23 protein-coding genes are annotated in these 24,875 nt (G+C 58.7%); 7 read left to right on the top strand and 16 right to left on the bottom strand.

Features of this window, described 5'->3' with window-relative positions:
* The first annotated feature begins 70 nt into the window (after positions 1–70).
* On the top strand, positions 71–1,369 hold the full coding sequence (gene guaD, locus ACOTTU_RS00315; RefSeq protein ID WP_425655630.1) for a guanine deaminase: 1,299 nt from the start codon (positions 71–73) through the stop codon (positions 1,367–1,369).
* 21 nt (positions 1,370–1,390) lie between these two features.
* On the opposite strand, the gene ACOTTU_RS00310 is transcribed toward guaD, so the two are convergent.
* From ACOTTU_RS00310 to ACOTTU_RS00290, 5 genes are all read right to left on the bottom strand, one after another.
* Positions 1,391–1,813, bottom strand: a complete 423-nt coding sequence (locus ACOTTU_RS00310; protein WP_298919886.1) for a CAP domain-containing protein — start codon at positions 1,811–1,813, stop codon at positions 1,391–1,393.
* Positions 1,813–3,153 carry an 8-oxoguanine deaminase gene (locus ACOTTU_RS00305; RefSeq protein ID WP_425655629.1) on the bottom strand — a complete coding sequence of 447 codons (1,341 nt, stop codon included), beginning with the start codon at positions 3,151–3,153 and terminating at the stop codon, positions 1,813–1,815. Before ACOTTU_RS00305 ends, ACOTTU_RS00310 begins: the two co-directional genes overlap by 1 nt.
* Entirely contained in the window at positions 3,150–3,968 is an 819-nt protein-coding gene (gene hisN / locus ACOTTU_RS00300; RefSeq protein WP_425655628.1) for a histidinol-phosphatase, read from the bottom strand. The genes ACOTTU_RS00305 and hisN overlap by 4 nt, the downstream gene beginning before the upstream one ends.
* A 96-nt stretch (positions 3,969–4,064) precedes the next feature.
* Positions 4,065–4,436, bottom strand: a complete 372-nt coding sequence (locus ACOTTU_RS00295; RefSeq protein WP_298919892.1) for a helix-turn-helix domain-containing protein — start codon at positions 4,434–4,436, stop codon at positions 4,065–4,067.
* Positions 4,437–4,958: 522 nt separating this feature from the next.
* Positions 4,959–5,834, bottom strand: coding sequence for a LysR family transcriptional regulator (locus tag ACOTTU_RS00290; RefSeq protein ID WP_298919894.1), 876 nt, complete (start codon positions 5,832–5,834; stop codon positions 4,959–4,961).
* Between the two features lie 120 nt (positions 5,835–5,954).
* Between ACOTTU_RS00290 and ACOTTU_RS00285 the strand changes: the two genes are divergently transcribed.
* Positions 5,955–6,170 carry a DUF1127 domain-containing protein gene (locus ACOTTU_RS00285; protein ID WP_425655627.1) on the top strand — a complete coding sequence of 72 codons (216 nt, stop codon included), beginning with the start codon at positions 5,955–5,957 and terminating at the stop codon, positions 6,168–6,170.
* Between the two features lie 176 nt (positions 6,171–6,346).
* Positions 6,347–7,084, top strand: coding sequence for a Bax inhibitor-1/YccA family protein (locus ACOTTU_RS00280; RefSeq protein ID WP_425655626.1), 738 nt, complete (start codon positions 6,347–6,349; stop codon positions 7,082–7,084).
* 149 nt (positions 7,085–7,233) lie between these two features.
* Here ACOTTU_RS00280 and ACOTTU_RS00275 read toward each other — a convergent pair whose 3' ends face one another.
* Genes ACOTTU_RS00275 through ACOTTU_RS00255 form a run of 5 tightly spaced genes read right to left on the bottom strand, consistent with a single transcriptional unit; the run spans position 7,234 to position 13,666 of the window.
* Entirely contained in the window at positions 7,234–7,815 is a 582-nt protein-coding gene (locus ACOTTU_RS00275; RefSeq protein ID WP_298919900.1) for an amino acid synthesis family protein, read from the bottom strand.
* Positions 7,808–8,653, bottom strand: a complete 846-nt coding sequence (locus ACOTTU_RS00270) for a UPF0280 family protein (RefSeq protein WP_425655625.1) — start codon at positions 8,651–8,653, stop codon at positions 7,808–7,810. Before ACOTTU_RS00270 ends, ACOTTU_RS00275 begins: the two co-directional genes overlap by 8 nt.
* The gene (locus ACOTTU_RS00265) at positions 8,650–10,041 is read right to left on the bottom strand and encodes a 6-hydroxynicotinate reductase (protein WP_425656423.1); all 1,392 of its coding nucleotides are present in this window, start codon (positions 10,039–10,041) and stop codon (positions 8,650–8,652) included. Before ACOTTU_RS00265 ends, ACOTTU_RS00270 begins: the two co-directional genes overlap by 4 nt.
* 38 nt (positions 10,042–10,079) lie before the next feature.
* Positions 10,080–12,815: a molybdopterin-dependent oxidoreductase gene (locus ACOTTU_RS00260; protein WP_425655624.1), complete on the bottom strand. Its 2,736-nt coding sequence runs from the start codon at positions 12,813–12,815 to the stop codon at positions 10,080–10,082.
* Entirely contained in the window at positions 12,812–13,666 is an 855-nt protein-coding gene (locus ACOTTU_RS00255) for an FAD binding domain-containing protein (protein WP_425655623.1), read from the bottom strand. Before ACOTTU_RS00255 ends, ACOTTU_RS00260 begins: the two co-directional genes overlap by 4 nt.
* A 68-nt stretch (positions 13,667–13,734) precedes the next feature.
* On the opposite strand from ACOTTU_RS00255, the gene ACOTTU_RS00250 reads away from it, so the two are divergent.
* On the top strand, positions 13,735–14,166 hold the full coding sequence (locus ACOTTU_RS00250) for a MarR family winged helix-turn-helix transcriptional regulator (RefSeq protein WP_425655622.1): 432 nt from the start codon (positions 13,735–13,737) through the stop codon (positions 14,164–14,166).
* Between the two features lie 3 nt (positions 14,167–14,169).
* On the opposite strand, the gene ACOTTU_RS00245 is transcribed toward ACOTTU_RS00250, so the two are convergent.
* From ACOTTU_RS00245 to ACOTTU_RS00220, 6 genes are all read right to left on the bottom strand, one after another.
* The gene (locus ACOTTU_RS00245) at positions 14,170–14,865 is read right to left on the bottom strand and encodes an ABC transporter ATP-binding protein (protein WP_425655621.1); all 696 of its coding nucleotides are present in this window, start codon (positions 14,863–14,865) and stop codon (positions 14,170–14,172) included.
* The gene (locus ACOTTU_RS00240; protein ID WP_425656422.1) at positions 14,859–15,557 is read right to left on the bottom strand and encodes an ABC transporter ATP-binding protein; all 699 of its coding nucleotides are present in this window, start codon (positions 15,555–15,557) and stop codon (positions 14,859–14,861) included. Before ACOTTU_RS00240 ends, ACOTTU_RS00245 begins: the two co-directional genes overlap by 7 nt.
* A complete protein-coding gene (locus tag ACOTTU_RS00235) occupies positions 15,554–16,498 on the bottom strand; it encodes a branched-chain amino acid ABC transporter permease (RefSeq protein ID WP_425655620.1) in 945 nt (314 codons plus the stop codon). The genes ACOTTU_RS00240 and ACOTTU_RS00235 overlap by 4 nt, the downstream gene beginning before the upstream one ends.
* A complete protein-coding gene (locus ACOTTU_RS00230; protein WP_425655619.1) occupies positions 16,495–17,421 on the bottom strand; it encodes a branched-chain amino acid ABC transporter permease in 927 nt (308 codons plus the stop codon). Before ACOTTU_RS00230 ends, ACOTTU_RS00235 begins: the two co-directional genes overlap by 4 nt.
* A 49-nt stretch (positions 17,422–17,470) precedes the next feature.
* Entirely contained in the window at positions 17,471–18,736 is a 1,266-nt protein-coding gene (locus tag ACOTTU_RS00225) for an ABC transporter substrate-binding protein (protein ID WP_425655618.1), read from the bottom strand.
* 161 nt (positions 18,737–18,897) lie between these two features.
* Positions 18,898–20,268 carry a hypothetical protein gene (locus tag ACOTTU_RS00220; protein WP_425655617.1) on the bottom strand — a complete coding sequence of 457 codons (1,371 nt, stop codon included), beginning with the start codon at positions 20,266–20,268 and terminating at the stop codon, positions 18,898–18,900.
* A gap of 35 nt (positions 20,269–20,303) precedes the next feature.
* On the opposite strand from ACOTTU_RS00220, the gene ACOTTU_RS00215 reads away from it, so the two are divergent.
* From ACOTTU_RS00215 to ACOTTU_RS00205, 3 genes are read left to right on the top strand one after another with little or no spacing between them, the layout of a single operon-like run.
* Positions 20,304–21,077, top strand: a complete 774-nt coding sequence (locus tag ACOTTU_RS00215; RefSeq protein ID WP_425655616.1) for a hypothetical protein — start codon at positions 20,304–20,306, stop codon at positions 21,075–21,077.
* Between the two features lie 54 nt (positions 21,078–21,131).
* Complete coding sequence (locus ACOTTU_RS00210; RefSeq protein ID WP_425655615.1) at positions 21,132–23,177, top strand: hydantoinase/oxoprolinase family protein; 2,046 nt, start codon at positions 21,132–21,134, stop codon at positions 23,175–23,177.
* Entirely contained in the window at positions 23,174–24,820 is a 1,647-nt protein-coding gene (locus ACOTTU_RS00205; protein ID WP_425655614.1) for a hydantoinase B/oxoprolinase family protein, read from the top strand. Before ACOTTU_RS00210 ends, ACOTTU_RS00205 begins: the two co-directional genes overlap by 4 nt.
* The last annotated feature ends 55 nt before the right edge of the window (positions 24,821–24,875 follow it).

Genomic DNA, 24,875 nt, shown 5'->3' with positions numbered 1-24,875 from the left:
CCGCTTGCAAGGTTACAATGCCGTCGCGCCTGACATTGTCCTTGGCATCCTCAGCGCCTAGAGAGAGATCATGACGCAGCAAAATCTTCTTCTCGGCCAGACATTCGAAACACGCGGCAATCCATTTGAAACGCCATGGCAAGACGCAATTTCCATCAATAGCGCAGGCGCGGTCCTGATCGAAAACGGCCATATCCGCGCCGTCGGAGATGCCGAAACCCTTCGGAAAAAACACCCGCTGGCGCAGATGCATGATTATGGGCCGCACCTGATTTGCCCGGGGTTCGTGGACGCCCATGTGCACTATCCGCAGACCGCCATCATCGCCAGTTGGGGCAAACAACTCATCGACTGGCTGAACACATATACCTTTCCCGAAGAGACGCGGTTTTCCGATCCGGAATATGCCCGTGAAATTGCCGCAAGATATCTGGATCTGGCCCTTGGGCACGGCACAACCACCATGTGCTCCTATGCCACGATCCATTCTGAGAGCGTCGATGCGTTCTTTCACGCCGCACAGGATCGCAAGCTGCGCACGGTGGCGGGCAAGACCTGCATGGACCGCAACGCGCCCGAGGGCCTGCGCGATACGGCACAATCCGCCTATGACGACAGCAAACGCCTGTTGAACCGATGGCATGGAAAGGCCCGTGCACAATACGCGATCACGCCACGGTTTTCACCGACATCCACGCCGGATCAGCTGGCGGCCCTTGGCGCGCTCTGGTCCGAACACCCCGACTGCCTGATGCAGACGCATCTGTCGGAACAATTGCCCGAAATCGAATGGGTGCGCGGTCTTTTCCCCCAGGCGCGCGACTATCTGGACACCTACGAACACCATGGCCTGCTGGGGCCCATGGGGGTTTACGGTCACGCCATTCATCTGACGCAACGGGAAATTGACCGCCTCGCTGAAACCGGTGCGGCCCTTGTGCATTGCCCGACGTCCAACAGCTTTATCGGGTCCGGTCTGATGGATGTGATGGGTCTGGCGAAACGCGGCATCCCGCTCGGCCTTGCGACCGACACCGGGGGCGGATCATCGTTTTCCATGCTGCGCACAATGGCCGCCGCCTATGAAATCGCGCAATTGCGCGGCGTGGCACTGCATCCGGCGCAACTGATGTGGCTCGCCACAGCCGGATCAGCGCGCAGCCTGCACTTGCAGGACAACATCGGAAATTTGGCACCGCGATTTGAGGCGGATTTGACCATCCTTGACCTCGCCTCGACGCCCGCGATTGCGCAGCGCAGCCAGCGCGCTACGGACATTTGGGAAGCCTTGTTTCCAACCATCATGATGGGCGATGACCGGGCCATTGCCGATGTCTGGATTGCGGGACGAAAGCACATGCCAAAGTGACCGGAAACCAACCATTAGCCCTCAACAGTTGCGCGCGGCCAACACCATCACCCAGATATGTCCGGGGGCCTGAACAAGCGCGAATTCCTCGACCTCCCGCGACAGCATGTTGCGCCTGTGACCACGCGAATTGGCCCAGCTTTGCAGGACTTCCTGCAAGGAGCGCTGCCCTTTGGCGATGTTTTCGGCCACGATGCACCATGTGTACCCGGCGCGCGTCACCCGCGCCGCGACATCCGAGCCATCGCTGCCGCGATGATCGAAGAAATCCCGTGCTGCCATATCCTGCGCATGACGCGACGCTGCCACCTCAAGTAGCTCCGAATACCGCAAGGCAGAGCGCCCATTGTCAGCACGATAGCTGTTCAGCGTTTGTGTGGCGACGGCATCTGCCAGTGCACTACCAGCCCAAATCCACATCAATGCAGCGATGAAAAGCCGCATCACAGGACGTCACGCAGGTCGCGCGCCAGTTTGTTCTGTCGCCCAATCACAGCAGGTAAATCCAGCGTCGTGACCTGCCCGTCGCGAACGATCTGACGGCCCTCAACAATCAGATCACGTACCGTGGTTGGACCGGCCAGTAGCAGGGCCGCTGGATCCCAACTGCCCGCCGCCTCGATACCGGAAACATCCCAAACGGCAATATCCGCACGACATCCCACAGCAATACGCCCACATTCCGGGCGACCCAGAACATCCGCGCCGCCTCGTGTGGCGATTTCCAGCGCGTCGCGCGCGCTCATGGCATCGGCCCCTTTTGCCACACGTTGCAGCAACATGGCCTGTCGCGCTTCCAGAACCAGATTGCCCGCATCGTTACTGGCGGACCCATCGACCCCAAGGCCAACCAGAACACCCGCCGCGCGCATCGCCTTGACAGGTGCTATGCCACTGCCAAGGCGGCAATTGGAGCACGGACAATGGGCGACACCGGTGCCTGTCTGGGCGAAAAGTGCGATTTCGGACGCATCCAGTTTCACGCAATGCGCATGCCAGACGTCTGAGCCAACCCAGCCCAGATCCTGAGCGTATTGCCCGGGGCGGCAGCCGAATTGTTCCAGAGAATAGGCAATATCCTCTTCGTTTTCGGCCAGATGCGTGTGCATCATGACGCCTTTGTCGCGCGCCAAAAGCGCTGCATCCCGCATCAGCTCGCGACTGACAGAGAAAGGTGAACAGGGGGCCACCCCAACACGACACATGGACGAGTGGGACGCATCATGAAAGCCATCAATGACCCGAATGCAATCCTCCAGAATTGCAGCTTCGCTTTCGACCAAATTGTCAGGGGGCAGGCCACCCGCCGACTGACCAATGCTCATCGCGCCGCGCGTGGGCTGAAAGCGAAGCCCCAGCTCAGCGGCCGCGTGAACCGTATCCTCTAGCCGCGACCCGTTTGGATAGAGGTAAAGGTGATCGCTGCTAAGCGTACAGCCCGAAAGCGCCAGTTCCGCCAGACCGACCTGCGCCGAGACAAACATATGCTCAGACGTGAATTTTGCCCAAATCGGATAGAGCGTCTGCAACCAGCCAAATAGCAAAGCATCCTGCCCGCCAGGCACCGCGCGCGTCAGGGACTGATAGAGATGATGATGCGTATTCACCAGGCCAGGTGTGACAACACAACCGCTGGCATCAATCACCTCACCGGAGGTTTCGAGCCCGATGCCGATGTCGGCGATCACTCCATCGGTGATCAATATGTCCACCTGTGCCAGTTCGCGGCGGTCATCATCCATCGTCAAAAGATGATCCACGTTGCGCAGCAACAAATCAGTCATTTGAACTGTGCCTGTATCACGTTCAGCGCTTTTTGGTGGATCGTCTCATTGGCAGCCGCAATTGCACGCCCGCCGTCGTGGGCCGGACCGCCGTGCCAATCTGTCACGATGCCACCGGCGGCTTCAACCAGTGCGATCGGTGCCTGAATGTCATAGGCTTGCAACCCGGCCTCAATCACCAGATCAATCTGGCCAGCGGCAAGTAAAGCATAGGCGTAGCAATCCATTCCATAACGTGTCAGCAGCGTTTTCTCTGCCACTGCATGGAAGGCGGCGCCCTCTTCGGCGCTACCGACTTCGGGAAAGGTTGTGAAGACAATTGCCTCGGACAGGTCACGCGTTGCCCGCGTCCGCAGCACTGCATCCCCCTGTGGTCCCCTCATCGTGGCTTTGCCATTTGTGCCAACAAAGCGCTCACCAATATAGGGTTGATCAATGAGCCCGTAGAATGGCCCCTTCGCATCAGATACGGCGATCAGCACACCCCAGGTCGGCGTCCCGCTGACAAACCCGCGCGTGCCGTCAATTGGATCAAGCACCCAGGTCAACCCGCTGGTGCCGGCCGTTGTTCCAAATTCTTCTCCGAGGATGGCGTCATCGGGCCGCATTTCGGAAAGAATATCGCGCATCGCACGTTCGGCAGCCTTGTCAGCCTGCGTAACCGGATCAAACCCGTCTTCAAGCTTGTTTTCCGACGCGAGGTCCATCCGCCGGAAGTATGGTAAAATCGCATCACCCGCCGCATCGGCTAAAAGCCGTGCCGTCTTGTCAATGGAACGGTCATCGGGTTCGGCAGGATCGGTCAGCTTTGTCATATTCATGACCTGCCAGCATGAGCGGCCCGTGGCAAGCTTTGCGCGCAGCAAAACTACCGCGCGCCTGCGTTTTTCCAGTCTGCGTCAGAAGGTTGATCAGGCGACGTCGCTCAGAACTCTTGCAAGCTCGAACAAACGGCGCCTCTGGTTCTCAGGGATCGCATAATATGAGCGCACCAAGTCCATGGCTTCTTTGTCGCCCATCATATCCGCCGGTACCGCATCATGCGAGGTTGCTTCGCTCTCTTCAGCCTTGAGCCCCTCGAAGAAAAAGGCGACATCGACCTCCAACGCATCGGCAATATCCCAAAGACGGGACGCGCTTACGCGGTTCGCACCAGTTTCATATTTCTGTATCTGCTGGAATTTGATACCAACGCATTCTGCGAGTTTCTGCTGGGTCATCCCGACAAGCCAACGGCGTTGGCGAATTCGCTTTCCAACATGAACATCTACGACATGTACCATCTGAGCATTCCTTGCATTTACCTTGTCAAAATAGGTGATCTTTCGATCTTTCGGTCTTCAGCACAACCTAGCCGCGATCACCACAGAACTGTTACGTACACAAACAATAGTGAAAATCGGGTTTCGATCAATAACAATCCCATCCCATTCCCGTGAAGCGATGACTGTGCCTGTTAAATTGAAGTCTTCTTATCCAGTCTTTTCAGTGTTTTTGCTGTTTCATGAAATGGTAAAGTATTTCGTCTAAAATTTTTCTTAAGTCCTACAATAAGGGCACTTAAGCACACTCGATAGTTGTATGCCAGTCTTATCTTGTGACGATTTTGCCCAGTTTTCTCACGCCAAGACGCATGATAATGCATGAATTCTACGCAGGACTATCGGCGAAAACCGTCCAACAGATTGGAATTTTGGCAAAATATCGCCGACTTCAAAAGTTAATTTTCAACATTATTGAGACAATCAAGCCCTGAAAATGCGAATCTGGTCAGGAAAATATTCGCCAAAAACACGAAATTTTGACTAAACTGCCTTGAGCTTCACAGGCTCGGGACTGCAAAATGCCCGTCTCAGGAAATCAGCCAACGTATCATGAACGAGGTCTTTCTGGACCTGTGCTCCGTACAGATTGATCAACTGCATAGGCAATTCAGGCAACGCACCGCCATGTTCGATACGCTCCAGATGCGGGGGCTCAGTTCCTTCGATCATAGTATGGATCGCCAAATCCGCACTTACAGTCGCTTCGATGGTGCGATCACTCTCGGTTTCGACAATCACATCCCAGGCAATATCCGCGCTGTCGAGCGCTTCCACGACGCGGGGCCGAAAGGTGCAGAGGCGACCAAAGGCCAATTTCAACGGGGATTGACGCCATGCCGCCCCTCCCGGCGCGCCGATCCATCGCAAGGGCTTATGGCAAAGGGTGTCAGCACCCGGCTCCGCCCCTGCCTCGGTTGTCAGAATGAGATCGCATTCTCCCCTGCCGAACTGTTCTTTCAATGCCCTGGTATAGGAGGAGACGAGATGCACCTTCACCCGTGGAAAGGCCGCATGGAACTGCTTGAGAACCTGCGGAATAGCCGGATAGACAATGTCATGCGGGACGCCCAGCACGATCTCGCCCTCATACGCCTGATCTGTCAGCCGTCCGATAACTTCATCATTCAAGGCGACCATGCGGCGTGCGTAAACCAGTAATTGCTCCCCCGACGCCGTCAAGGCAATGGTACGACCCGAGCGATCCAGTAACTCCAACCCCAGAAGCTCTTCCAGCCGCTTGAGCTGCATAGACACAGCCGATTGTGTCAGATGCAGAAAACCGGCGGCACGGGTGACCCCCCCTGCATCTGCGACCGCCACAAAGGACCGCAAAGTCGTGATATCCAAGTTTCTCATATCAACACCTTTGATGGAGGAAGTCACAAACATTCGTTTTTAAAATGATACATGATCCCGCATATACATCAAGTACTTTGATGAAACACGAACTAATCATCACGAAGAAGGAGATATGCCATGGCGATGATCGATCATTTTTCTTTACCGCGTCCGAGAGAAATCCGAGCTCTTGGCAACGGCTTTTCCACTCTGCGAAAGCTCCTCAAATCGCGCCGTGATCTGGCGAATCTAGACGTGCGGCAATTGAAAGACGTGGGCATCACGCCCGAAGCCGCCGAAGACGAGGCGCGCAGGCCGGTCTGGGATGTCCCACATGGCTGGAAAAACCTTTGATTTTGACCCCCTATGTGGCCCGAGAGGCGAATTGCTAACCCCACGTTAAGCAATTCGCCTCATTTGGGCACATTCCTCACCGAAAAACCTTGAAAAGCCGGCCCCCGCCCCCGATATTTAGCCCAGAGCGCGCAGAGGGTCTGACGCGCATAAAAAAGTTGCTATTGGAGGTCTTAATGGCTGACGTGAACACAATCCGGTCGACGGCCGGATCCCGCGCCGCCCAAATCGATGAGGGTCTGCGCGCCCATATGAACAAAGTCTACGGGACGATGTCGGTAGGCATGCTGATCACCTTTGCAGTCGCATGGGCTGTTGGCACGGCTCCCGGGCTGCTTGGTATCTTCCGCGATCCGATCACTCTGCAACCCAACATTCTGGGCTGGATCATCATGTTTGCGCCCTTGGGTATGGTTTTTGCCTTTGGTGCGGCAATCAATCGGTTGTCGGCCGCAGGGGCGCAGTTGTTTTTCTATGCCTTTGCAGGGGTGATGGGCCTGTCACTTGCGTGGATTTTCGTTGCTTTCACAGGCTTTTCGATCGCGCAGATCTTTCTGATCACATCGATTGCCTTTGCCGGTCTTTCACTCTGGGGCTACACCACCAAGAAAGACATCTCCGGCTGGGGCAGTTTCCTGATCATGGGCGTTATCGGTTTGGTCGTGGCATCCATCGTCAACATCTTCCTCGGCTCACCGGCGATCATGTTTGCGATTTCGGCCATTGGTGTGCTGATTTTCGCAGGTCTGACCGCCTATGACACTCAGAACATCAAGAACACTTATCTGGCACACGCTCACCACGGTGATAAGGAATGGTTGCAAAAGTCGGGGATCATGGGCGCACTGAGCCTGTATCTGAACTTCATCAATATGTTCATGATGCTCTTGTCTCTCTTTGGAAATCGGGAATAACCTCCCCCGAATCCTCGTGACAGTAACCCGCTCAAACTCCGGTTTGGGCGGGTTTTTTCTTGCTGCGTTCCTTGGAGTTCGTTCGGTCGTCTGTCAATCGCGCCGGATCGGATGAGATGTCCACCCGTCTCACACCGCATGAACGCTCGTTACCGCAACCCGTCCTCGCCAGTCACCTGCCAGCTTTCCAACCCACCCATGCGACTATGGACGCGGCCGCCGCATGACATCGCCAATGCGAATACGATTTCGTCAGCTTTCGGGCCATCAGGCAAGCCGACTTCGATTCCGTCGAAATGGCTCCGCACGTAAGCGGCATTGATATGCCCCAGCGGGACATCCAACCGCGAACCGATACCACCGCGTTTCATACAGGATGGAACAATCGCATTCGACTGTCCCAACAGGCCGCGCATCGCGTAGCCGCCAGGCACATGCCAAAGTGCTGCGTGCTCAAGCTCCCCGGCTTCCCCGACAATGGCGCCTTTTCCATAGCCATCAATCGCCTCCCTGCCTCCCAAGGCGGCGATCAAGCGTTCACTCATTTCTGATCCAAGCGGTTTCAGATCCTCCATGGCAGGTTGCAAGTCGGGCACAAAATGGCCTGCGAACGGGTTGTGCACGCAAGCAATCATCGCGCCCAGGCGCCGCTTGGATTCAGGCGCGGGCCCACCATCATGGTGCACCTCTTCGACGATGAGTTGCATTTTTCGGATTCGGAATTCAGGCATCGGTCAATATCTCCTGCGCATGGGTCTTAGCCCCAGATTGGACGTTTCGCATCTGCCCCTGAAACAGCAAGGTCGCGCCGTCGATCAGACCACGATCGCACAGCGCGCGTGCGATCTTCTGGCCACGGTCCAGCGCCGTTTTCTTGTCTTCTTCAGGCTGAGGGGGCACCTCCACGGTCACCAGACGGTTCCCCAGATCGCTATCTGGTGACAACTCGCAGGCGCGCTGCCGTATGATCGTCCTGTTACCTGGCAGATCAACCGCGTTTGCGATCAACGTCGCCGCAACATCTGCCTGGGCTGCGGAGCTGGCAACGACTGTCACCGCGTCCGCAATGCCAAGGGAATGGCTCCGACCTCGCCAACCGGATGTTGCAATTCCCCGGGCATCGTCCTGAGACCCCAGGCGAATTTTTCCAGCAGGCCCCATCAACGAGAATTCCTGCCCTTCGGAAAGATGGAACGCAATGTCACCGCCGTTGTTGACATAGGCTTTGGTCAAACTTCGATCTGCTACCATGGCTTTGAGCATCTCATCTGCAACAGCACCGGCAACCGCCGCCATAGGCGTCACGTAAACCGCCCCAAACGGGGCCACCGCCCTCGCCATGCGCCAGGCAATCGGGTCGGCAAAACGCGTATGTCCGATCAAGGGGCGCCGCAGGTTCGGCAATTCCGAGACAAGACCCGACAAGACCATTTCAAAGCGATGCGCAGCAGCCTCATAGGCAGCGCGCCAGTCCTTGCCCCAGGCTTCGATGATGAGATCAATGGGGCCGTGGTGCAAATGCAGGCGCCTGTAATCCGGCAACATGTGAACCTGGGGGCGGGCCGTCATTCCGCACCCCCCAAAATCCGGCTATCCGCGCCGTATTCGCCACCCGCTTCGAGAACATCATCCAACGCGCGGATCACTGTCTCATGCCCACCCAAGGCCACATATTCCGCGCGCGACGTTGTGAATTCCAAGGGCGCGACCAGCGCCGGTGTCGGCACATAACCAAATGCACCATCCGGCAGCTGAGCGACATCAACCATCAGGGTGATGCCACCACCCGGCCAGACATAGGCCGGCACACCACCCACGGTCACGCGGGTTTGTTCCCGTTGGACAGATTGGGTGAGATGAATGGGATTGCGCGTCACACCTGATCTGAGCGATCCCCCCGCGCCCCCCATGAACAGTACGGTACATGAAGCGGGCTCACAGTTCTGCGCGATCAGATCGACCGATTGCTGCAACTCGGTTGGCATCGGCTGGGCTTTGGGTTCCAGATCGTCATCGAGGACAAAATAGGCGGAATGTTCGCCCGTGGTGGAGACCATCAACAGGCTCAGCCCGGGCCGCGCGCCTTTGGCTTCGCGCCAGGACCCCAGAATGCTCAGGGGATCATCAATGTCGGTGCCTCCCCATCCCATCCCCGGTGCGGCCACACGGAAATACCGCCCCGGGGTTGATCGATGCCCAAGGATGCGAATACCGGTATCCGCCCAGTCGATCACCTTGCCCGCTTGATGTTCGGACACAACCCCGGTGATGTGATCATCCACAACGACAACCTCGTCGACGAGCCCCTTCCATTGCGAGGCAAACATGCCGATTGTTGCGGAACCGCAGCCCACACGCATGCGATCCTCTGGCGTGCCATCCACAATGGGAGGTGCCCCGGCCTGAACGATCACTGTTGAGCCCCCGTCGATGGCCAGCTCCACCGCTTCCTTGTTGCAAAGTCGCAAAAGGGCATCACAGGTTTTGCGCCCTTCTGATTTCGACCCGCCGGTCAGATGATCCACACCCCCCAATGACAGCATTTGCGAGCCGTACTCGGAGGTCATGACATGACCGATGATCTCGCCATCACTGCGCACCTGGGCGGTTTCGCGCCCCAAATGCCGGTCTGTGTCGATTTTCACTTTGACACCGCAGTAGGAAAAGATCGCCTCGGTCACGACCGTGACGCAATCAACACCTTCGATCTCGCGACTGACGATAAACGGGGCCGGTTTGTAGTCGGGGTAGGTCGTACCGGCCCCAATCGCCGATACCACCACATCCGCGCCAGAGGCTGTGCGACCGTCCCAATCCGCCGCGAGAAAGGGTTTGATCTCGTCCCCCTTTGCGACGCGCCGATCCAGAATAGTCAGCGGATCACACCGAATGATCTTGCCACCCTCATTGGCGTAGCGGTCGCAGGCACCGGCCCGACCCTCGGCGATGTAGCACATCACCGGGCAGGCATCACAACGGATCTTTTCAGGGCGCGTCACGTGTTTTGCCCCAGGGCGGCCAAAACCCGATGCGGCAAGGCGGGAACCTTGGTTATCTTGGCCCCGGATGCATGGCGAATGGCGTTCAAAATTGCCGGCGCCGTCGGGATCAGCACATGCTCGCCCAACCCCTTGGCCCCCATGGGGCCTTCAGGGTCCGGTTTCTCAACCAGTATCGATACCACCTCAGGCATATCCCCAATGGTCGGGATCAGATAATCATGCAGGTTGTCGGTACGTCCCGGTATGAACTCCTCCATCAACGCGAGGCCCAGCCCCTGCGCGATGCCCCCTTCGATTTGACCTTCGGCCAGAAGAGGATTGATCGCCCGCCCCAAATCATGCGCAGCCGTTACGCGGAGGACCCGGGTGGTGCCCAATTGGATATCGACCTCCACCTCGGCGATCTGAGCACCATAACCATAGACGGCATAGGGCGTTCCCTGGCCATCTTCATCCAGCGGCGTTGTTGGAGGGTCATAGGTCTCTTCAGCCTTCAACACATATCCGAAGGCATCGACCTGCATCGTCGAGAGATCAATCGCCTGGGTCGACGCCCCTTCGTGGACGATGATCACACCCTCTGATCGGGTGATTTCGGAGGCATCTGAAAAATTTGTCTGACGCAGGATGCGGGACCGCAACGCCCTGCCCGCGGCCTCAGCGGCCTTACCCGTGATATAGGTCTGGCGCGAGGCCGAGGTCTTGCCACAATCGGGGGTCAGGGCTGTGTCGGGCCCGAGGAGTTCAATATCCGCCAGAGGCACTCCTAGAGCGTCGGCCGCAATCTGCGCGATAACCGTGTTGGCACCCTGGCCGACATCCGTGGCACCCTGATGCAATCGAATACGCCCTTGCGGCGTGATGCCGATGCGGATCGTCGAGGGGTTTGGCAACGCGGTGTTGCCACAACCATACCAGCACGAGGCGATCCCGACACCGCGGCGTTTCTCCTTCGCCGTTTTGTTGAATGTCTGGGCGGAAGCCAACGCCCGATCCCAGTGCGTTTGGAGGTGCTGCAGGCAATCAGCGATCCCAACCGCAGAAAGCACCTGTCCGCAAGGGGTCTGGTCCCCGTCGGAAAGAGCGTTCAACCGGCGAAACGCGAGGCGATCTATACCGCATTTCTCCGCCAGCTCATCATAGAGCATTTCCTGACAGATTGCCGCCTGTGGGACACCGAAGCCTCTGAAAGCCCCTGCTGTCGGGCCGTGGGTATGAATTGCCCGGCTGGTCGCCCGATAGTTTGGCGTTTTGTAGGGCCCGCAGGCATGCACCGGGACCCGTGTCGCCACTGTTGGGCCCCAACTGGCGTAAGCCCCGGTGTTGAAATCGCCGTGGAAAGTCATCCCAGTGATCCGGCCTTGCCCGTCAGCGCCGATCGTCGCTGTCATGGTGCCCGGGTGGCGTTTGGTCGTCGCCCGCATGGATTCGTTGCGGGTAAAAACCATGCGGCACGGCTTCCCGGTCTTGAGCACCGCCAGACCGATAAGGGGCTGCACCGAGAGATCAAGCTTGGCACCAAATCCCCCGCCTGCGGCAGCGGGAATGATCCGCACCTTCTCTGGCGGCAGCCCCAGTACTTTGGCAGTGTCATCGCGGTCCATGAAAGGTGCCTGCGTGCAGGCCTGAACCACAAGTGTGTCCTCCTCCAGCCAACCGACGCCAGCCTCCGTTTCGATATAGGCGTGTTCGACGTAGGAGGTCTTGAAAGTGCCGGATACGGCATGGGCTGCATGCTCGAGCGCGCTCTCTGGTTGGCCCGACACGACATTCCCGCGGATGAGCGTATTGCCCGGCCGCTTTGCATGCACTTGCGGCGCGCTGGCCGCAGCGCCATCGCGCTCGGTCAGCACGTGGGGTTGCGGTGTCCAGCTGACAGGAAAGTCCGTCAAATCGAGCGCTTCGACGATGCTGGCTTCACCCACGACGAGAGCAACCGGTTCACCGAGAAAACGCGCTTCATGTTCCGCCAGTGCGGGTTGATCCGCCAGCGGTGGAATAACCCCGAAGGCGTTTTCACCTTCAATATCCCGCGCTGTCAGCACAGCCTCCACGCCGGGCCGGGTCGCCTGCCAACTTTCAATGTCGCCAAAACTGAATCCCGCACGAAAATGCGGCGACCGTATCGCCCTGACAAGCAACGCGCCTTCCGGCACATAGTCAGCACCAAAAACCTCTGATCCATCCACTTTTGCCCGGCCATCAAGCCGGGTTACGCGTGCCCCGACGGCCTGCCCAATGCCCGGCATTGTCCCGGGCGGACTCTCCAGATTGACCGCCATCACGGCAGAGACGATTTTGCGGTATCCGGTGCAGCGGCACAAAACACCGCCCAGCGCCGTTTCGACTTCAGCTTCGGTGGGCCGGGGCACGTTTCTTAGCAGATCCATTGCGGCCATCATGATCCCGGGTGTGCAAATACCGCATTGTGCAGCTCCGTGCGCCAGAAAAGCGTCTTGCAATCGCCCACGCAACCCTGGCTCGGATCTTTCCAGCGTCTCTATGTCTTTGCCGCCAGCCTGAATGGCCGGGACCAGGCAGGCACAGTTTTGGGCACCATCAATCAACACCGTACAAGCACCGCAATCACCAGCATCACAACCGGATTTGATACTTTTCAAACCTGCATGATCTCGCAATGCATCGGACAGTCGCATGCCCGGTGCCACAAATATCGCCTGGGGTTCACCGTTGATCGTCAGCTCAATGTGTTGTTCATGCGCGGTCATGCGACCAATCCCGATGGTGCCCTCAGGTCGCCGACCATCCGCTGCAACAATACCGTCGCGGCATCAATCCGGTACGCGGCGGTGGCGCGGATGTCGTCAATGGGATGCAATGTCTCTGCAACCAACGCAGGGGGGATAGTTGCGTCCGAAACTCTGCATCCTGTCAGATGCGCTTCCAAGGCAGGCAATCGGGTCGCGACCGGTCCGCAAGACCCGACCGAGATCGCGGCACTCAAGATCAGATCATCCGCCACCTGAATACGTGTCGCGACCATCACGATGGAGATCACAAGATATTTCCGTGCCCCGAGCTTCACAAAGCTGCCGGCACCCTGAAGCGCCGATTTCGGGATGAAGATATGTGTTACCAGCTCGTCATGGTGGCGCTCAGTCTGGCGCGGGCCGGTGATGAACTGCCCCAAAGGTATCTGGCGCCTGCCTCTGATCGAGCAAAGCCCGACCTCTGCATCGAGAGTCAGGAGCGGTGGCACGCCGTCTGCCGCCGGAGAGGCGTTACACAGATTGCCCGCAATCGTGCCCCGGTTCTGAATTTGCAGCGCCCCGACTTCGCGTGCGGCCAGTTGCAGCCCAAAGAGCGACGGAGGAAGATCAGCCGTGGCGATATCGTGCCATGTCGTCGTCGCGCCTATGTGAATGCCTTCGCCATCCTGCCGAATTCCGCGCAGCGTTGGAATGGCGGTAATATCCAGCACCGGGCCCTGCAGGGATTTCCGGTCAGTCGCCGGGAAAAGATCCGTGCATCCGGCGGCGATCGTCAAATCTTCATCAGCCAGCGCCTGAATTGCCTGCTGCAAATCAGGCGGTCTTAGGTATTTCGCCGGGTGCGACATGATTCACCGAGATTGCTCGTATACAAACAGATGTTGCGGCAGGGCGCGCAAGCTGTCAATAAAATCACATGAGTTCAAAACGATCAGACGTAGATGCGTACCAGTTATCCGAGCAAGCCGGGTTCAACCTCAGGCGCGCGAACCAGAGACATGTGGCTATTTTCTCGAAATTGGTGAAGGGTCTGACGCCCACTCAGTTTGCGGCCCTGGCGCGGTTGAACGAACATGGTGCCATTTCGCAGAACAGGCTGGGACGGTTGACCGCAATGGACAGCGCCACCATCAAAGGTGTGGTCGAGCGGCTTAAGGCCAAGGGTCTGGTTCTATCTCGTTCGGATTTGAAAGATCGCCGTATGCGGCTCGTCGAGCTCTCGGATAAAGGTCGGGCTGTTTTTGAAACGGAACTGGTGGCGGCCCTTCATGCCCGTACCGAAACCCTCGCACCACTGACCGAAGAAGAGGCGAAAACCTTCGAGGCCTTGCTGAGCAAGCTGGTTTAGTTTTCAGACACCCACGTATTTCTTCAAAAGCGGTGAGGCGGCGGTCAGGTCACTTGTATCAACCACCTCCCTGCTATGGCCATTTTCGATGAAGGCCACCCGATCCGACAGCGTCAGAACCGCCTCAATACGCTGCTCCACCAGGACAATCGCGACACCTTGTGCACGCATGGCCTCGACCGTTTCGCGAATGAGCTGGATCATGGACGGCTGCAACCCTTCGGTTGGTTCATCCAGCAGCAGCACCGAAGGCTCAAGACAAAGAGCACGGGCGGTGGCCAGCATCTGCTGTTCGCCACCCGACAGGGTTTCCGCGCGCTGGTCGAGACGCTCGCTTAAACGAGGAAACATCTCCAGCACGCGCGCCCTAGTGGCCCTTCCGTTGCCGCGTGCCATCAATCCGATTTCGATGTTTTCCGAAACGGTCAGTTCCGAAAAGAGCCGCCGCCCCTGCGGCACGTAGCCAATGCCGCGCTTTGGTACCTCATGGGCAGGCAACGCAGTGAAGTCGGCCCCGTTCAACATGACCTTGCCGCCAGACAGGGGCAGCAGCCCCATGATCGCCTTCAGCGTTGTGGTTTTTCCGGCACCGTTACGGCCCAACAGACATAAAACCTCTCCCGCACGGGCTTCCAGATCGAAATCGTAGAGCACCTGAACCGGTCCGTATCCCGCGCCGACGCCCGCCAGTTTCAACATGTCTCGCGCCCTAGATAAGCGTCCTGCACATGCCGGTTGGCGCTGATCTCATCCGGGGTGCCCGTGGCCAGAACCGCGCCGCGCTGCAAAACCGTAATCTCATCGGCCAGAGACATCACCACATCCATGTTGTGCTCGATCAGCAGGATTGTGGTGTCGCCTGCAAGACTGCGGATGAGCCTATTGAATCCGGCAATCTCGCTCTCCGACAGCCCCTGTGTCGGCTCATCGAGGATCAGCAATTGCGGGGCCTGCGCGACACCCATGGCAATTTCCAGCAACCGCTGATGCCCGTAGGACAGATCGCCCGCCACCTGGTCAATGCGGTCGGCCAGATCCACCCGGGCCAGGGCTTTTGTTGCCGCGGCACGGTCTCGCGTGCCTTGGGCCAAGGCAATGTTTTCAAAAAGGCTGAGGCGTGCATAGATCGCGGTGATCTGGAACGTGTAAGCCATTCCGAGCCGCATGCGTTTGTGCGCAGGCCAGCCGCTGATATTGCGCCCGTTGAACCAGACTTCCCCGGCGCTGGCGGGAATGCGGCCCGAGACCATGCCGACAAAAGTGCTTTTACCCGCACCATTGGGGCCAATCAGCGCGTGAATGCCGCCCTTTTGTAATGTGAAATCCACCGCATCCACCGCCGTCAGACCGCCGAAATGGCGTGTCAGGTTTTTGGTTTCCAGCACAGTCATGGCAACCATGGCACCCAGCGTTTGCGTATTTCGCCCATGATGCCCGAGCGGGCGAAAAGCACCAGCAGCACCAGTGCGACGCCCGCGATCAGCATATAGGCATTGGTAAACCCGCTCGAATAATCAATCAGGTAGAACATGAATACCGCCCCCACCAGCGGGCCAATCGTTGTCCCGGCCCCGCCAAGGAGCACCCAAAGCAACGGAAAAATCGAATATTGTACGGATGCGAAAGTGGCCCCCACATAGCCAAAGAGCAGCCCATAAGCGGCCCCCGCAGCACCAGAGATACTGCCGGAGATCACGACCGCCAGAAACTTGTGCCGGAAGACGTCATAGCCCAGCATCTGCGTGCGCTCTTCGTTTTCGCGCACGGCAATCAGCACATGGCCAAAGCGCTGCTGCATCATACGTGCGGTGATCAACAGGGCCGTCGAAAACAGCAACAGGGCCGCCAGATAGCGCGTGGTCGGATCCGTCAGGTCGAGCCCCATGATCTGGCGCGCGGCTTGTGGAATGACGAACCCCTCATCGCCACGCGTCCACGTGCCGAAATAGAGGATGCTCAGGAAAACACATTGCGCAAACATCAGCGTGACGATCATGAAGGCCACTCCAATGGTCCGGAGTGCCAGCAGCGCCACCAGTGCCGACAGCAGGGCCGCGCAGAGTACCCCGATTACAAAAGCGGGAAGCGGAGGGAGGCCCGCCAGATGCATCGACAACCCCAACCCGTAGAGACCGGCGGCGAAAAACATCGCGTGGCCCAGACTGAGCAGACCCGTGTAACCGAACAGGACGTTGTAACCGATGGCGTAGGTTGCCAGAACCAGAATGCGGGCCAGATTGCCCTGATGATAATCAGACAACGTGAAACACAAGACAAAAAGGGCCGCGATCAAGCCGATATGCAGCACAATGGACCGGGCAGAGAGGCTCATGCGCGTTTCTTTCCGTATAACCCCTGCGGGCGAAAAACGAGCACAAGGGCGACCAGCAATGTGGCGAGGATTTTGGCAAGCGTCGGGCTGAAGAAGACCGAAATGATGCCGTCCGACATGCCGATCAGCAGGGCGGCAACCACAGTGCCGCGCAGAGAGCCCAACCCGCCAATGATCACGACGATGAAACTGAGCAGCAACGGGTCCGCGCCCATCAGGTAGTGTGCCTGCTGTATCGGCACGATCAGAACGGCGGCAAAGGCGGCCAGTGCCGCACCCAGCCCGAAGACCAGTGAATAGACCCGTTCCACCGGAATGCCAAAGGCCAGGGCTGTTTCCCGATCAAGCTGCGTGGCCCGCATGATCAGCCCGAACCGCGAGCGTGACAGAAACAAGGCAAAACCGATCAGGATGGCCGCAGCGGCTGCAATGACAAAAAGTTTGTAGGATGTGGTGCTCAGCCCCCAGGGGTAGAAAAGCGCCAGACCGTTTTCCCCCCATTCCACCCACGGCAGGGCGATCCTTGTATTGAAGGGCGGTGCTACGGGGCGCGCTTCGGGGCCAAAACCCATCAGCGCTGTCTGTTGCATGATGTAGAGAATGCCAATGGTCGCAACAATTGTCGCTTCGGGGTCATAGTTTAGCCGTTTGAGCACCAGCCTGTCTGCTGCCATAGCAACAACCGCCGCGCATACCGGCGCGATCAGTAGTGCGGCGACAAACCCGGTGGCGGGCGCGCTGCCCAGAGTGCTGGCCACAAACCAGGCGACAACGGCCCCCAGCATGTAGAATTCGCCATGGGCGACATTGACCACGCGCATGACCCCAAAGACCAGCGACAACCCTAAGGCGGTCAATGCCAGCACAGCCGCGCCAACAGCGCCCTCCAGCGTGGCAAGTAGGAGATGGGGACCAAATTCCATGCGCAAGGCGCGGCAGCGAAGGCACAGCCCGCCCTGCCGCGATTTTCCTTCAGAACGTCATTGTGGTGTAGTCGACCTCGTCAGGGTAAAGCGTGTCTTCGATGGAGGTTGCATGCACGCGCAGCAGTTCTCCACCTTCCACACGGCTGATGTATTGCTTGCCAAAGACCTGATGCGTCTTGCCGTTGAACACCTTCGGGCCTTGCGGATGCGCGTCGCTTTCGGCCATGTCGGACATGGCTTCGACCGCCTCAATCAGTTTCTGGCGGTCCTGCGGGCCCTGATAATCGGCAGCTTCCATACCGGCCTTGATCACATGCAGGGTCTCCCAACAGCCAAACATATGGGCATAGGTGGAGACATCCGCAGGGTCTGAAACGGACGCGCCGTTCTCGTCAACACCCACAGCGGCGCGAAAATTCTTGTCAAAGCTGGTCTGATCCGCCTGCGCATAGCGCGGGTTGCCCTCCCAGAAATAGGTGCCTTCCAGAAACTCCAGACCGGGGGAGCTGAGATCGACCGCTTCCAGCGAGTCGATGAAGCCAAAGATTTCAGGGCTGGAGGGGCCGAAAAACTCGCCCAGTTCCTTCACAAAGGTCAGGACCGCCGGGCCCACCATCACATGATAAAGCACTTCCGTGTCGCGCGGAATTTTGGGGAAGTATTTCGTGAAGGATGTCTCGGTTGGCGGGATCGCGATATGCTCAAGCACTTCGCCGCCCTGTGCCTCAATCGCGGCGGTAAAGAAATCGCGGTGATCATGGCCAAAGGCAAAATCTGGAAAGATCATCGTGACCTTCTTGCCAAGGTTCTGGCTGACGTAGGGTGCCATGGCCTGCACCTGGCTTTTCACATCCGTGATGCCGGGTTGCAGCGTGTAGCGGTTGAGCTTGCCCGAGGCCACGTGATGCCCTTCGGACACCACGAAATAGGGCATTTTCTGTTCGCCCGCTGCCGGGGCGGAGCCGTAGACCACATGGCTGAAAAGCGTGCCAAAAGCCACGTCCGTTTTGTGCTGATTGGCAAATTTTTCAACTACTTCGGCACCACGCTTGGGGTCGGTGCCATCGTCTTCGGCGATGATTTCCACCGGGCGTCCGTTAATGCCGCCGGCCTCATTGATGGCTTTGACCGCCGCATCCGTCGTGCGCCCGTACCAACGCCCGTAGGCCGCACCAATACCGGTCGCGTGCTGCTGGAAGCCGATCTTGATGGGTGCAGATGATTGCGCGCTGGCAAATCGCGCTACCAGCGGGGAGGCTGTCAGCAAACCGCCCGCGGCGGCGCCCTTCAGTAAACTACGTCGGCTTGTCATCAGTTTTGGCATTGTCTCAACTCTCCCGGTTGGCGGCATTTGTGTCGGACCACATTCATCTCAGGGCCTCGTATTTCCTGCGCCCAATGATTGTTTGCATACATGCAACTTGTCCAGAAATTTATTTCATACACGGCTTGGACGCGGTTTCGGCGACCGGTTCAAGCCCCTTTTGGCGCGGCCAGCAGCCAGAGGCCCAGAAACGTGTAGGCAATCATGAAAAGCGACAATGGCAGCGTGGCAAGGACCGCGCGGCGGTGAGAGTTGAATAGCGTCAGCGCAATGTGGTGCGACAGCAGAACGGACCAAACGTGACCCAGCACAACCAGCCCGGCCTGCGTGAGCCAGATCATGCGGACACTGTCTATCTGATTGAAAAACCCGGTGGTCACCCGAAATGGTTGAATGCTCAGCCAATCTGCACCGGTCGCAAAGGGATCGCTAAGTGCTGCGACGGTATACTGGATGTTGACCAGAAACGCCGTGAGGTAATGTGCAATGTGATATACCAGCGCAATCGGCAGGACACTGAGAGCAAGGTAGGAAAAGGCGGTGGTGAATTTGACGCCGCAACCACCCATTTTCATGCCCAACCAGACGGTGCCTGCGAAAACGGCAACAAGCGCAGTGATGGCGGCAATCAGTCCGGTCAGTGTGGGCCCCACCACTGCCGATCTGCCCGGAAACTCCAGCGGGTTGACGCCAATCGTGCCAAGCCACCAGAAGGTTTCGTTGATACCGTCAAAACTGCCGATGCCCAGCAGCAAAAGCGCAAACAGGCCCGCAAGTCGGTAATCACCCGCCTGATTGATCTGCCATCCCGGCCCGCCAATCCCTGCCGGGGTCTGCACTCTGACAGGGGCCAGACGCGCATAGGCGCTGAAAACCGCGTGACCCACTTCGCATTGCATCAGCCAATTCGGGCCAAAGACCAGCATGCCCAGCATTGTCACCGCCCAATAAGCGGCTGCAAAACGTGCCAGCCGCGTCGGGTCATCCGGTGCAATATCTGCAAGAAGAAAAGCGGCAAAAGCAACCAGAAGGGCCAGACATGGCCACAGATCCAGTTGCTTTGGCAGGTTCATAAGCGGACGCTGGGGGCCAATCAGATGGTAGACACCGCTCCATGGATTGAGCCAGAGCCAGATATTGCCGAAAACGCCGGACAGGCTGACCAGCGCCACCCAACCGACCGTCCAGAACATCAGCGGCATTAGATTGGAGAGGGGATTTCGCGAGCCAAAAAGGCCCAGGTAAATCAGGAAAGCAAGGAAACAAAAAGACAGCAGACTGGTCACATGCCTGCATGCCGGACACTCCCATGGGCGGATTGCGCGATAGGTGAATAACCATCTGACGGCACCCGGTGGCAGGGCAAAAAGCGCCAGCACAGTCAGCGCGACAACCGAAACCCCGGCGAAGGTATAGATGCCCGTCGGCAGCAGCAAAACGAACCCCTGCTCGGACACATGTGCATCTGCGATCCCGGGCGCGCAGACCATCAACTTGACGCAAAACAGAAATATCCGCACTCTCATAGGCGCATTAATAAACGGGATCCGCCCTAATGAAAGGCCTGCGCATAATTGTCTTTGTCGCGCTTATCTGTGCCGCCCTCTGGGTAGTGTTTTCACGGCAAGATTCGGCGGCGGATATGCGGATCACGCAAACGGTGGTGCGGCCATTGACCGCCGATACAGCCGCCGTGGTGCTGAGCATCGACAACGGCGGCGGCCCCGACCGGTTGATGGATGTTGCAAGCCCAACGGGTACCGCCACGCTCTATAACCCTGTCGACGCCGCAGGCTTGCCGGTCCCGTCAGGCCTGTCGTCTCTGGCGCTGGACGGCGCGCATATTCAGCTCGCCATGCCTTCGGGCAGCGTTGACGACGGCGCACTCATCCCGCTGGAACTGACATTCCAAAACGCCGGAACGGTCAGTCTGAAGGCCCGGATGTCTGACCCCGCCAAAGCCGGGGCGGCCACCGAAGTCGGTTTATTCGGGGCCGGTGACATCTGTATTGTGGGTGACGGCGAGCCCGCCCCCGAGATCACGATATCCGTCTTACCAGAGGGTGATGGCTGGGCCGTGCGGGTCAGCGCCGTTGATTTCACCTTTTCCAAGGACCTCGTGGGTCTTTACCATGTCCCCGGCATGGGCCACGGGCACCTCTATGTTGGTGGGATGAGACTTGGGCGGTTATATACGCCCCAAGCCCGCATTGGCGCCTTGCCAAAAGGGTCTCATGAAATCCGCGTCACGCTGAACACCAATGATCACCGCGCCTATGTCGTCGATGACGTGCCGGTCACGGCCTCCGCCACGATTGTTGTTGACTAGGTCAATCGGGCAGCGCTTTACTTGTACACAAGCAATCTCTCATGAGGGTTCAATTTGACACGTGGCGGAATAATCGGGATCGATGTCGGAGGGACTTTTACCGATCTGGTGATGCTCGATGACGCGACAGATAGCCTGCGCATCGCCAAAACGCCCACCACGCTGGACAATCAGGCCAATGGCGTCTTGACGGCCCTTGCCGAGGCTCAGGCCGATCTGGCACAGGTCGATCTGATTGTGCATGGCACAACGACCACGACGAACGCTGTGCTTGAGCGCAAGCTGTCCAAAACCGGGCTGATCACCACAGCCGGATTTCGGGATGTGCTCGAACTGGGGCGCAGGACACGTCCGCAACCCTATGGTATGAAAGGGCAATTCACGCCGATCATCCCGCGCGATCTGCGCCTGGAAGTGCTCGAACGCATGGACGCGCAAGGCAACGTGCTGACCGCCCTTGATGAGCCTGCCCTGCGCGCCGCCATCGCCAACCTGCTGGACGCAGGGTGCGAAGCTCTGGTGATCCATTTCCTGCACGCCTATGCGAACCCCGCGCATGAACTGCGCGCCGCCGAGATTGCCGCGGAACTTTGGCCCAACGCCTATATCACGACCGGGCATAGCCTGCTGTCGGAAACGCGCGAATACGAACGCGGTGTCACCGCTGCGGTCAATGCCTCCGTTCAGCCTTTGCTGGAGCGCTATCTGACCCGTTTGCGCGACGAATTGAGCGGACAGGGATATGACGGCGACGTGCTGGTGATGAACGGCAACGGCGGCATGGTCTCGTCCCGTCTGGTCGCGCGCGAAGCCGCAAAAACAGTCATGTCAGGCCCTGCATCCGGCGTGATGGCCGCCGCCTACACCGGCAGGCGGGCGGGTGAATTGAACCTGCTGACCTATGACATGGGGGGCACCTCAACGGATGTGGCCCTGATCCGCGACGGTCATCCGCCTGTCTCAAACGAGATCGAAGTTGAATACGCCATGCCGATCCACGTGCCCATGGTTGACGTGCGCACGGTCGGCGCTGGGGGCGGGTCCATTGCACGGGTCAATGCCGCCGGTCTGCTGGAAGTTGGCCCGGAAAGTGCCGGTGCAACCCCGGGCCCCATGTGTTACGGAAAAGGCGGCATGCGACCGACGATTTCGGATGCCAACTTGCTGCTGGGACGGCTCAACCCGGAGAAACTGAACGCGATTGACGGCGGCGTTGATCAGGAGGCAATCGCGCAGGTTTTTGCAACGGAACTGGGGGCACCTTTGGGCGTCGATGCCCTCACCGCAGCCGAAGCCGTCATTCAGGTTGCAAATGCCAAGATGTCCGGAGCCATACGCATGGTCTCTCTGTCGCTGGGGGCCGATCCGCGGGATTTCGCGCTCTTTGCCTTTGGCGGCGCGGGGCCGCTGCATGCCGCGGCACTGGCGCGCGAACTGGGCGTGCCGCGCGTGATCATCCCCGCGCGCCCCGGTCTGACCAATGCGCTGGGGTGCGTCGTGGCCGATCTGCGGCACGACTACGTTCAAACGGTCAATCAGCCGCTGGACACGGCGGATATGGACAGAGTGCACGAGATTTTCGCGCAACAGGTGGCATCTGGCAACGCGGCCCTTGCACAGGAAAAAGTCGCGATCCTTGAAACCCGATGTGATTTCAGTGTCGATATGCAGTTCGTCGGGCAAAGCCATGTGGTGCGCGTCCCGCTTGACGCTGCCACCCCGAGCCGCCCGGAGCTGCGCGCCCGGTTCGAGAAAGTGTATTGGGATCGGTTCAAGGTCGAGCTGGCCGAAATCAATGCTCGTATCGTGTCCTTGAATTGCTCGGTGATTGGTCATTGCGAACCGCTTGATCTGGAAAAACTGATCGCGCCAGAAGGCCGGAAGTCCATCGCCCAACCCACCACGACGCGTGCGGTGATTTTTGACGGCGCGCCCCACGACACCCCGGTTTACTGGCGCGATCACCTGCCCGAAGATGTCTCGCTCAAGGGGCCTGCGCTGATCGAGCAGTCCGATTGCACCATTCTGATCCCGCCCGGAGACAGGGCAGACGGTGGCACGGACGGCAACCTCATCATCCATATCGGAGAGGCGGCATGAGCATTGATCCCATTACCCTGTCGGTCATTCAGGCCGGGTTGCAGCAGGTTTGCGATGAAATGGACCTCAGCTTTTCGCGTGCGGCCTTCTCACCGGTGATTGCCGAGGCCAATGACCGGTCCGACGGAATATATGCCGCCCAAGATGGCGCGCTGATCGCCCAAGGTGCCGGCGGGTTGCCGGTCTTTGTTGGCACCATGCAATATTCGACCCGCACCTTGATCGAGATGATCAAATCCGGCACCGTTGCTGCGCCAAAACCCGATGATGTCTATATCGTGAACGATCCCTATCTAGGTGGCACCCACCTTATGGATGTGCGGTTTGCCCGGCCCTTTTACCGGCATGGCGAGATTTTCTGTTGGCTGTCCAATACAGGTCACTGGCCCGATACCGGCGGTTCAGTGCCCGGCGGATTTTCCGCCTCCGCCACGGCTGTTGAACAGGAAGGGTTGCGGCTACCGCCCGTGCGGCTTTTCAAACAGGGCGTCATGGACCGGGAGATTTACAGCATCATCTGCTCCAACATCCGGGTGGCCGATCAGCGGATTGGGGACGTCAAAGCCCAGGCCGCCGCCTTGAAAGTCGGCGAGGACCGACTGAACGCGCTTCTGGATCGCTACGGCGATGCTGTTGTGCGCGCCGCCATTGCCGAGTTGCGCGACCGGGCCGCCCAACAGATGCGCAGATTGATCGACGAAATACCGGATGGCGCCTATTCCTCTGTGGCGTGGGTCGACAGTGACGGCGTGGTCAATGAACCGCTGGCGATCAGATTGCAGATCACAAAGACGCCCGGCCACCTGCAATTCGATTTCTCGCAAAGCAGCCCGCCCTGCCTGGGTCCGATGAATTCGGTGCTCGCAACCACCCTGTCTTCGGTCTATCTCGCCATGCGCCATATTTTTCCCGAAGTTCCGATGAGTGCGGGCGCTTTTGAGCCGCTGGAGGTGATCCGGCCCGTCGGCACTTTCCTTAATGCGCAATACCCGCGACCGGTCTCCGGTTGTGCCGCCGAGGTCAGCCAACGCATCGCGGAGGCGGTGTTTGCGGCACTGGTCGAAGCCCTGCCCGCCCGTGTCACCGCCGCCCCCGCTGGCACCAGTGGGAATTTCGCCCTTGGCGGACATGATCCGGCAAACGCGCGCGACTATGTGATGTATCAACTGTCAGGGGGCGGTTACGGCGGGAATTCCGATCACGACGGGCTGGCCAATGGATGCTCCACCATCGGGATTTCCAAGGCACCGCCGGTGGAGATCATGGAGCAGAACTTTCCCGTGCTCTACCGGCGCTATGCGCTGCGCGAACGATCAGGTGGCGCAGGCCAGCATCGCGGCGGGCTTGGTCTGGATTACGAGATCGAACTGCGCCGTGGCGAGGCGCGCGCCAGTTTCGTGATGGATCACGGGCGATTTGGACCGCAAGGCGCGCTGGGGGGTGCGGATGGTGCGCCAAATGAAGTGGAGGTCTGGCGTGGCGGCGAGAAATATATCCCCGAACACCTCTCCAAAGAGCAGGACATCCCCTTGAAGGCCGGGGACCGTGTGAGGGTCCGAACCCCCGGAGGCGGCGGGTATGGGCGCGCCGAAGACCGCGACCCTGCGCTGATCGCAGAGGACAAGCGCCTTGGGCGCACGTGAGCCGGTGAAATGCAAAAAGCCGCGCAGCATGCACGGCTTTCCAATCAGCAAAGGC

The sequence above is a fragment of the Roseobacter sp. EG26 genome (assembly GCF_049830555.1).
Taxonomy (GTDB): Bacteria; Pseudomonadota; Alphaproteobacteria; order Rhodobacterales; family Rhodobacteraceae; genus Roseobacter.
Note: the sequence above shows the minus strand (reverse complement) of the source record. Positions and strands in the feature narration are given on the sequence as shown.

Bases quoted from the DNA above. Each gene is read 5' to 3' on its own strand.
- guaD (WP_425655630.1), top strand. From the start codon at position 71: ATGACGCAGCAAAATCTTCTTCTCGGCCAGACATTCGAAACACGCGGC.
- ACOTTU_RS00310 (WP_298919886.1), bottom strand. From the start codon at position 1,813: ATGCGGCTTTTCATCGCTGCATTGATGTGGATTTGGGCTGGTAGTGCA.
- ACOTTU_RS00305 (WP_425655629.1), bottom strand. From the start codon at position 3,153: ATGACTGATTTGTTGCTGCGCAACGTGGATCATCTTTTGACGATGGAT.
- hisN (WP_425655628.1), bottom strand. From the start codon at position 3,968: ATGACAAAGCTGACCGATCCTGCCGAACCCGATGACCGTTCCATTGAC.
- ACOTTU_RS00295 (WP_298919892.1), bottom strand. From the start codon at position 4,436: ATGGTACATGTCGTAGATGTTCATGTTGGAAAGCGAATTCGCCAACGC.
- ACOTTU_RS00290 (WP_298919894.1), bottom strand. From the start codon at position 5,834: ATGAGAAACTTGGATATCACGACTTTGCGGTCCTTTGTGGCGGTCGCA.
- ACOTTU_RS00285 (WP_425655627.1), top strand. From the start codon at position 5,955: ATGGCGATGATCGATCATTTTTCTTTACCGCGTCCGAGAGAAATCCGA.
- ACOTTU_RS00280 (WP_425655626.1), top strand. From the start codon at position 6,347: ATGGCTGACGTGAACACAATCCGGTCGACGGCCGGATCCCGCGCCGCC.
- ACOTTU_RS00275 (WP_298919900.1), bottom strand. From the start codon at position 7,815: ATGCCTGAATTCCGAATCCGAAAAATGCAACTCATCGTCGAAGAGGTG.
- ACOTTU_RS00270 (WP_425655625.1), bottom strand. From the start codon at position 8,653: ATGACGGCCCGCCCCCAGGTTCACATGTTGCCGGATTACAGGCGCCTG.
- ACOTTU_RS00265 (WP_425656423.1), bottom strand. From the start codon at position 10,041: ATGTGCTACATCGCCGAGGGTCGGGCCGGTGCCTGCGACCGCTACGCC.
- ACOTTU_RS00260 (WP_425655624.1), bottom strand. From the start codon at position 12,815: ATGACCGCGCATGAACAACACATTGAGCTGACGATCAACGGTGAACCC.
- ACOTTU_RS00255 (WP_425655623.1), bottom strand. From the start codon at position 13,666: ATGTCGCACCCGGCGAAATACCTAAGACCGCCTGATTTGCAGCAGGCA.
- ACOTTU_RS00250 (WP_425655622.1), top strand. From the start codon at position 13,735: ATGAGTTCAAAACGATCAGACGTAGATGCGTACCAGTTATCCGAGCAA.
- ACOTTU_RS00245 (WP_425655621.1), bottom strand. From the start codon at position 14,865: ATGTTGAAACTGGCGGGCGTCGGCGCGGGATACGGACCGGTTCAGGTG.
- ACOTTU_RS00240 (WP_425656422.1), bottom strand. From the start codon at position 15,557: ATGACTGTGCTGGAAACCAAAAACCTGACACGCCATTTCGGCGGTCTG.
- ACOTTU_RS00235 (WP_425655620.1), bottom strand. From the start codon at position 16,498: ATGAGCCTCTCTGCCCGGTCCATTGTGCTGCATATCGGCTTGATCGCG.
- ACOTTU_RS00230 (WP_425655619.1), bottom strand. From the start codon at position 17,421: ATGGAATTTGGTCCCCATCTCCTACTTGCCACGCTGGAGGGCGCTGTT.
- ACOTTU_RS00225 (WP_425655618.1), bottom strand. From the start codon at position 18,736: ATGACAAGCCGACGTAGTTTACTGAAGGGCGCCGCCGCGGGCGGTTTG.
- ACOTTU_RS00215 (WP_425655616.1), top strand. From the start codon at position 20,304: ATGAAAGGCCTGCGCATAATTGTCTTTGTCGCGCTTATCTGTGCCGCC.
- ACOTTU_RS00205 (WP_425655614.1), top strand. From the start codon at position 23,174: ATGAGCATTGATCCCATTACCCTGTCGGTCATTCAGGCCGGGTTGCAG.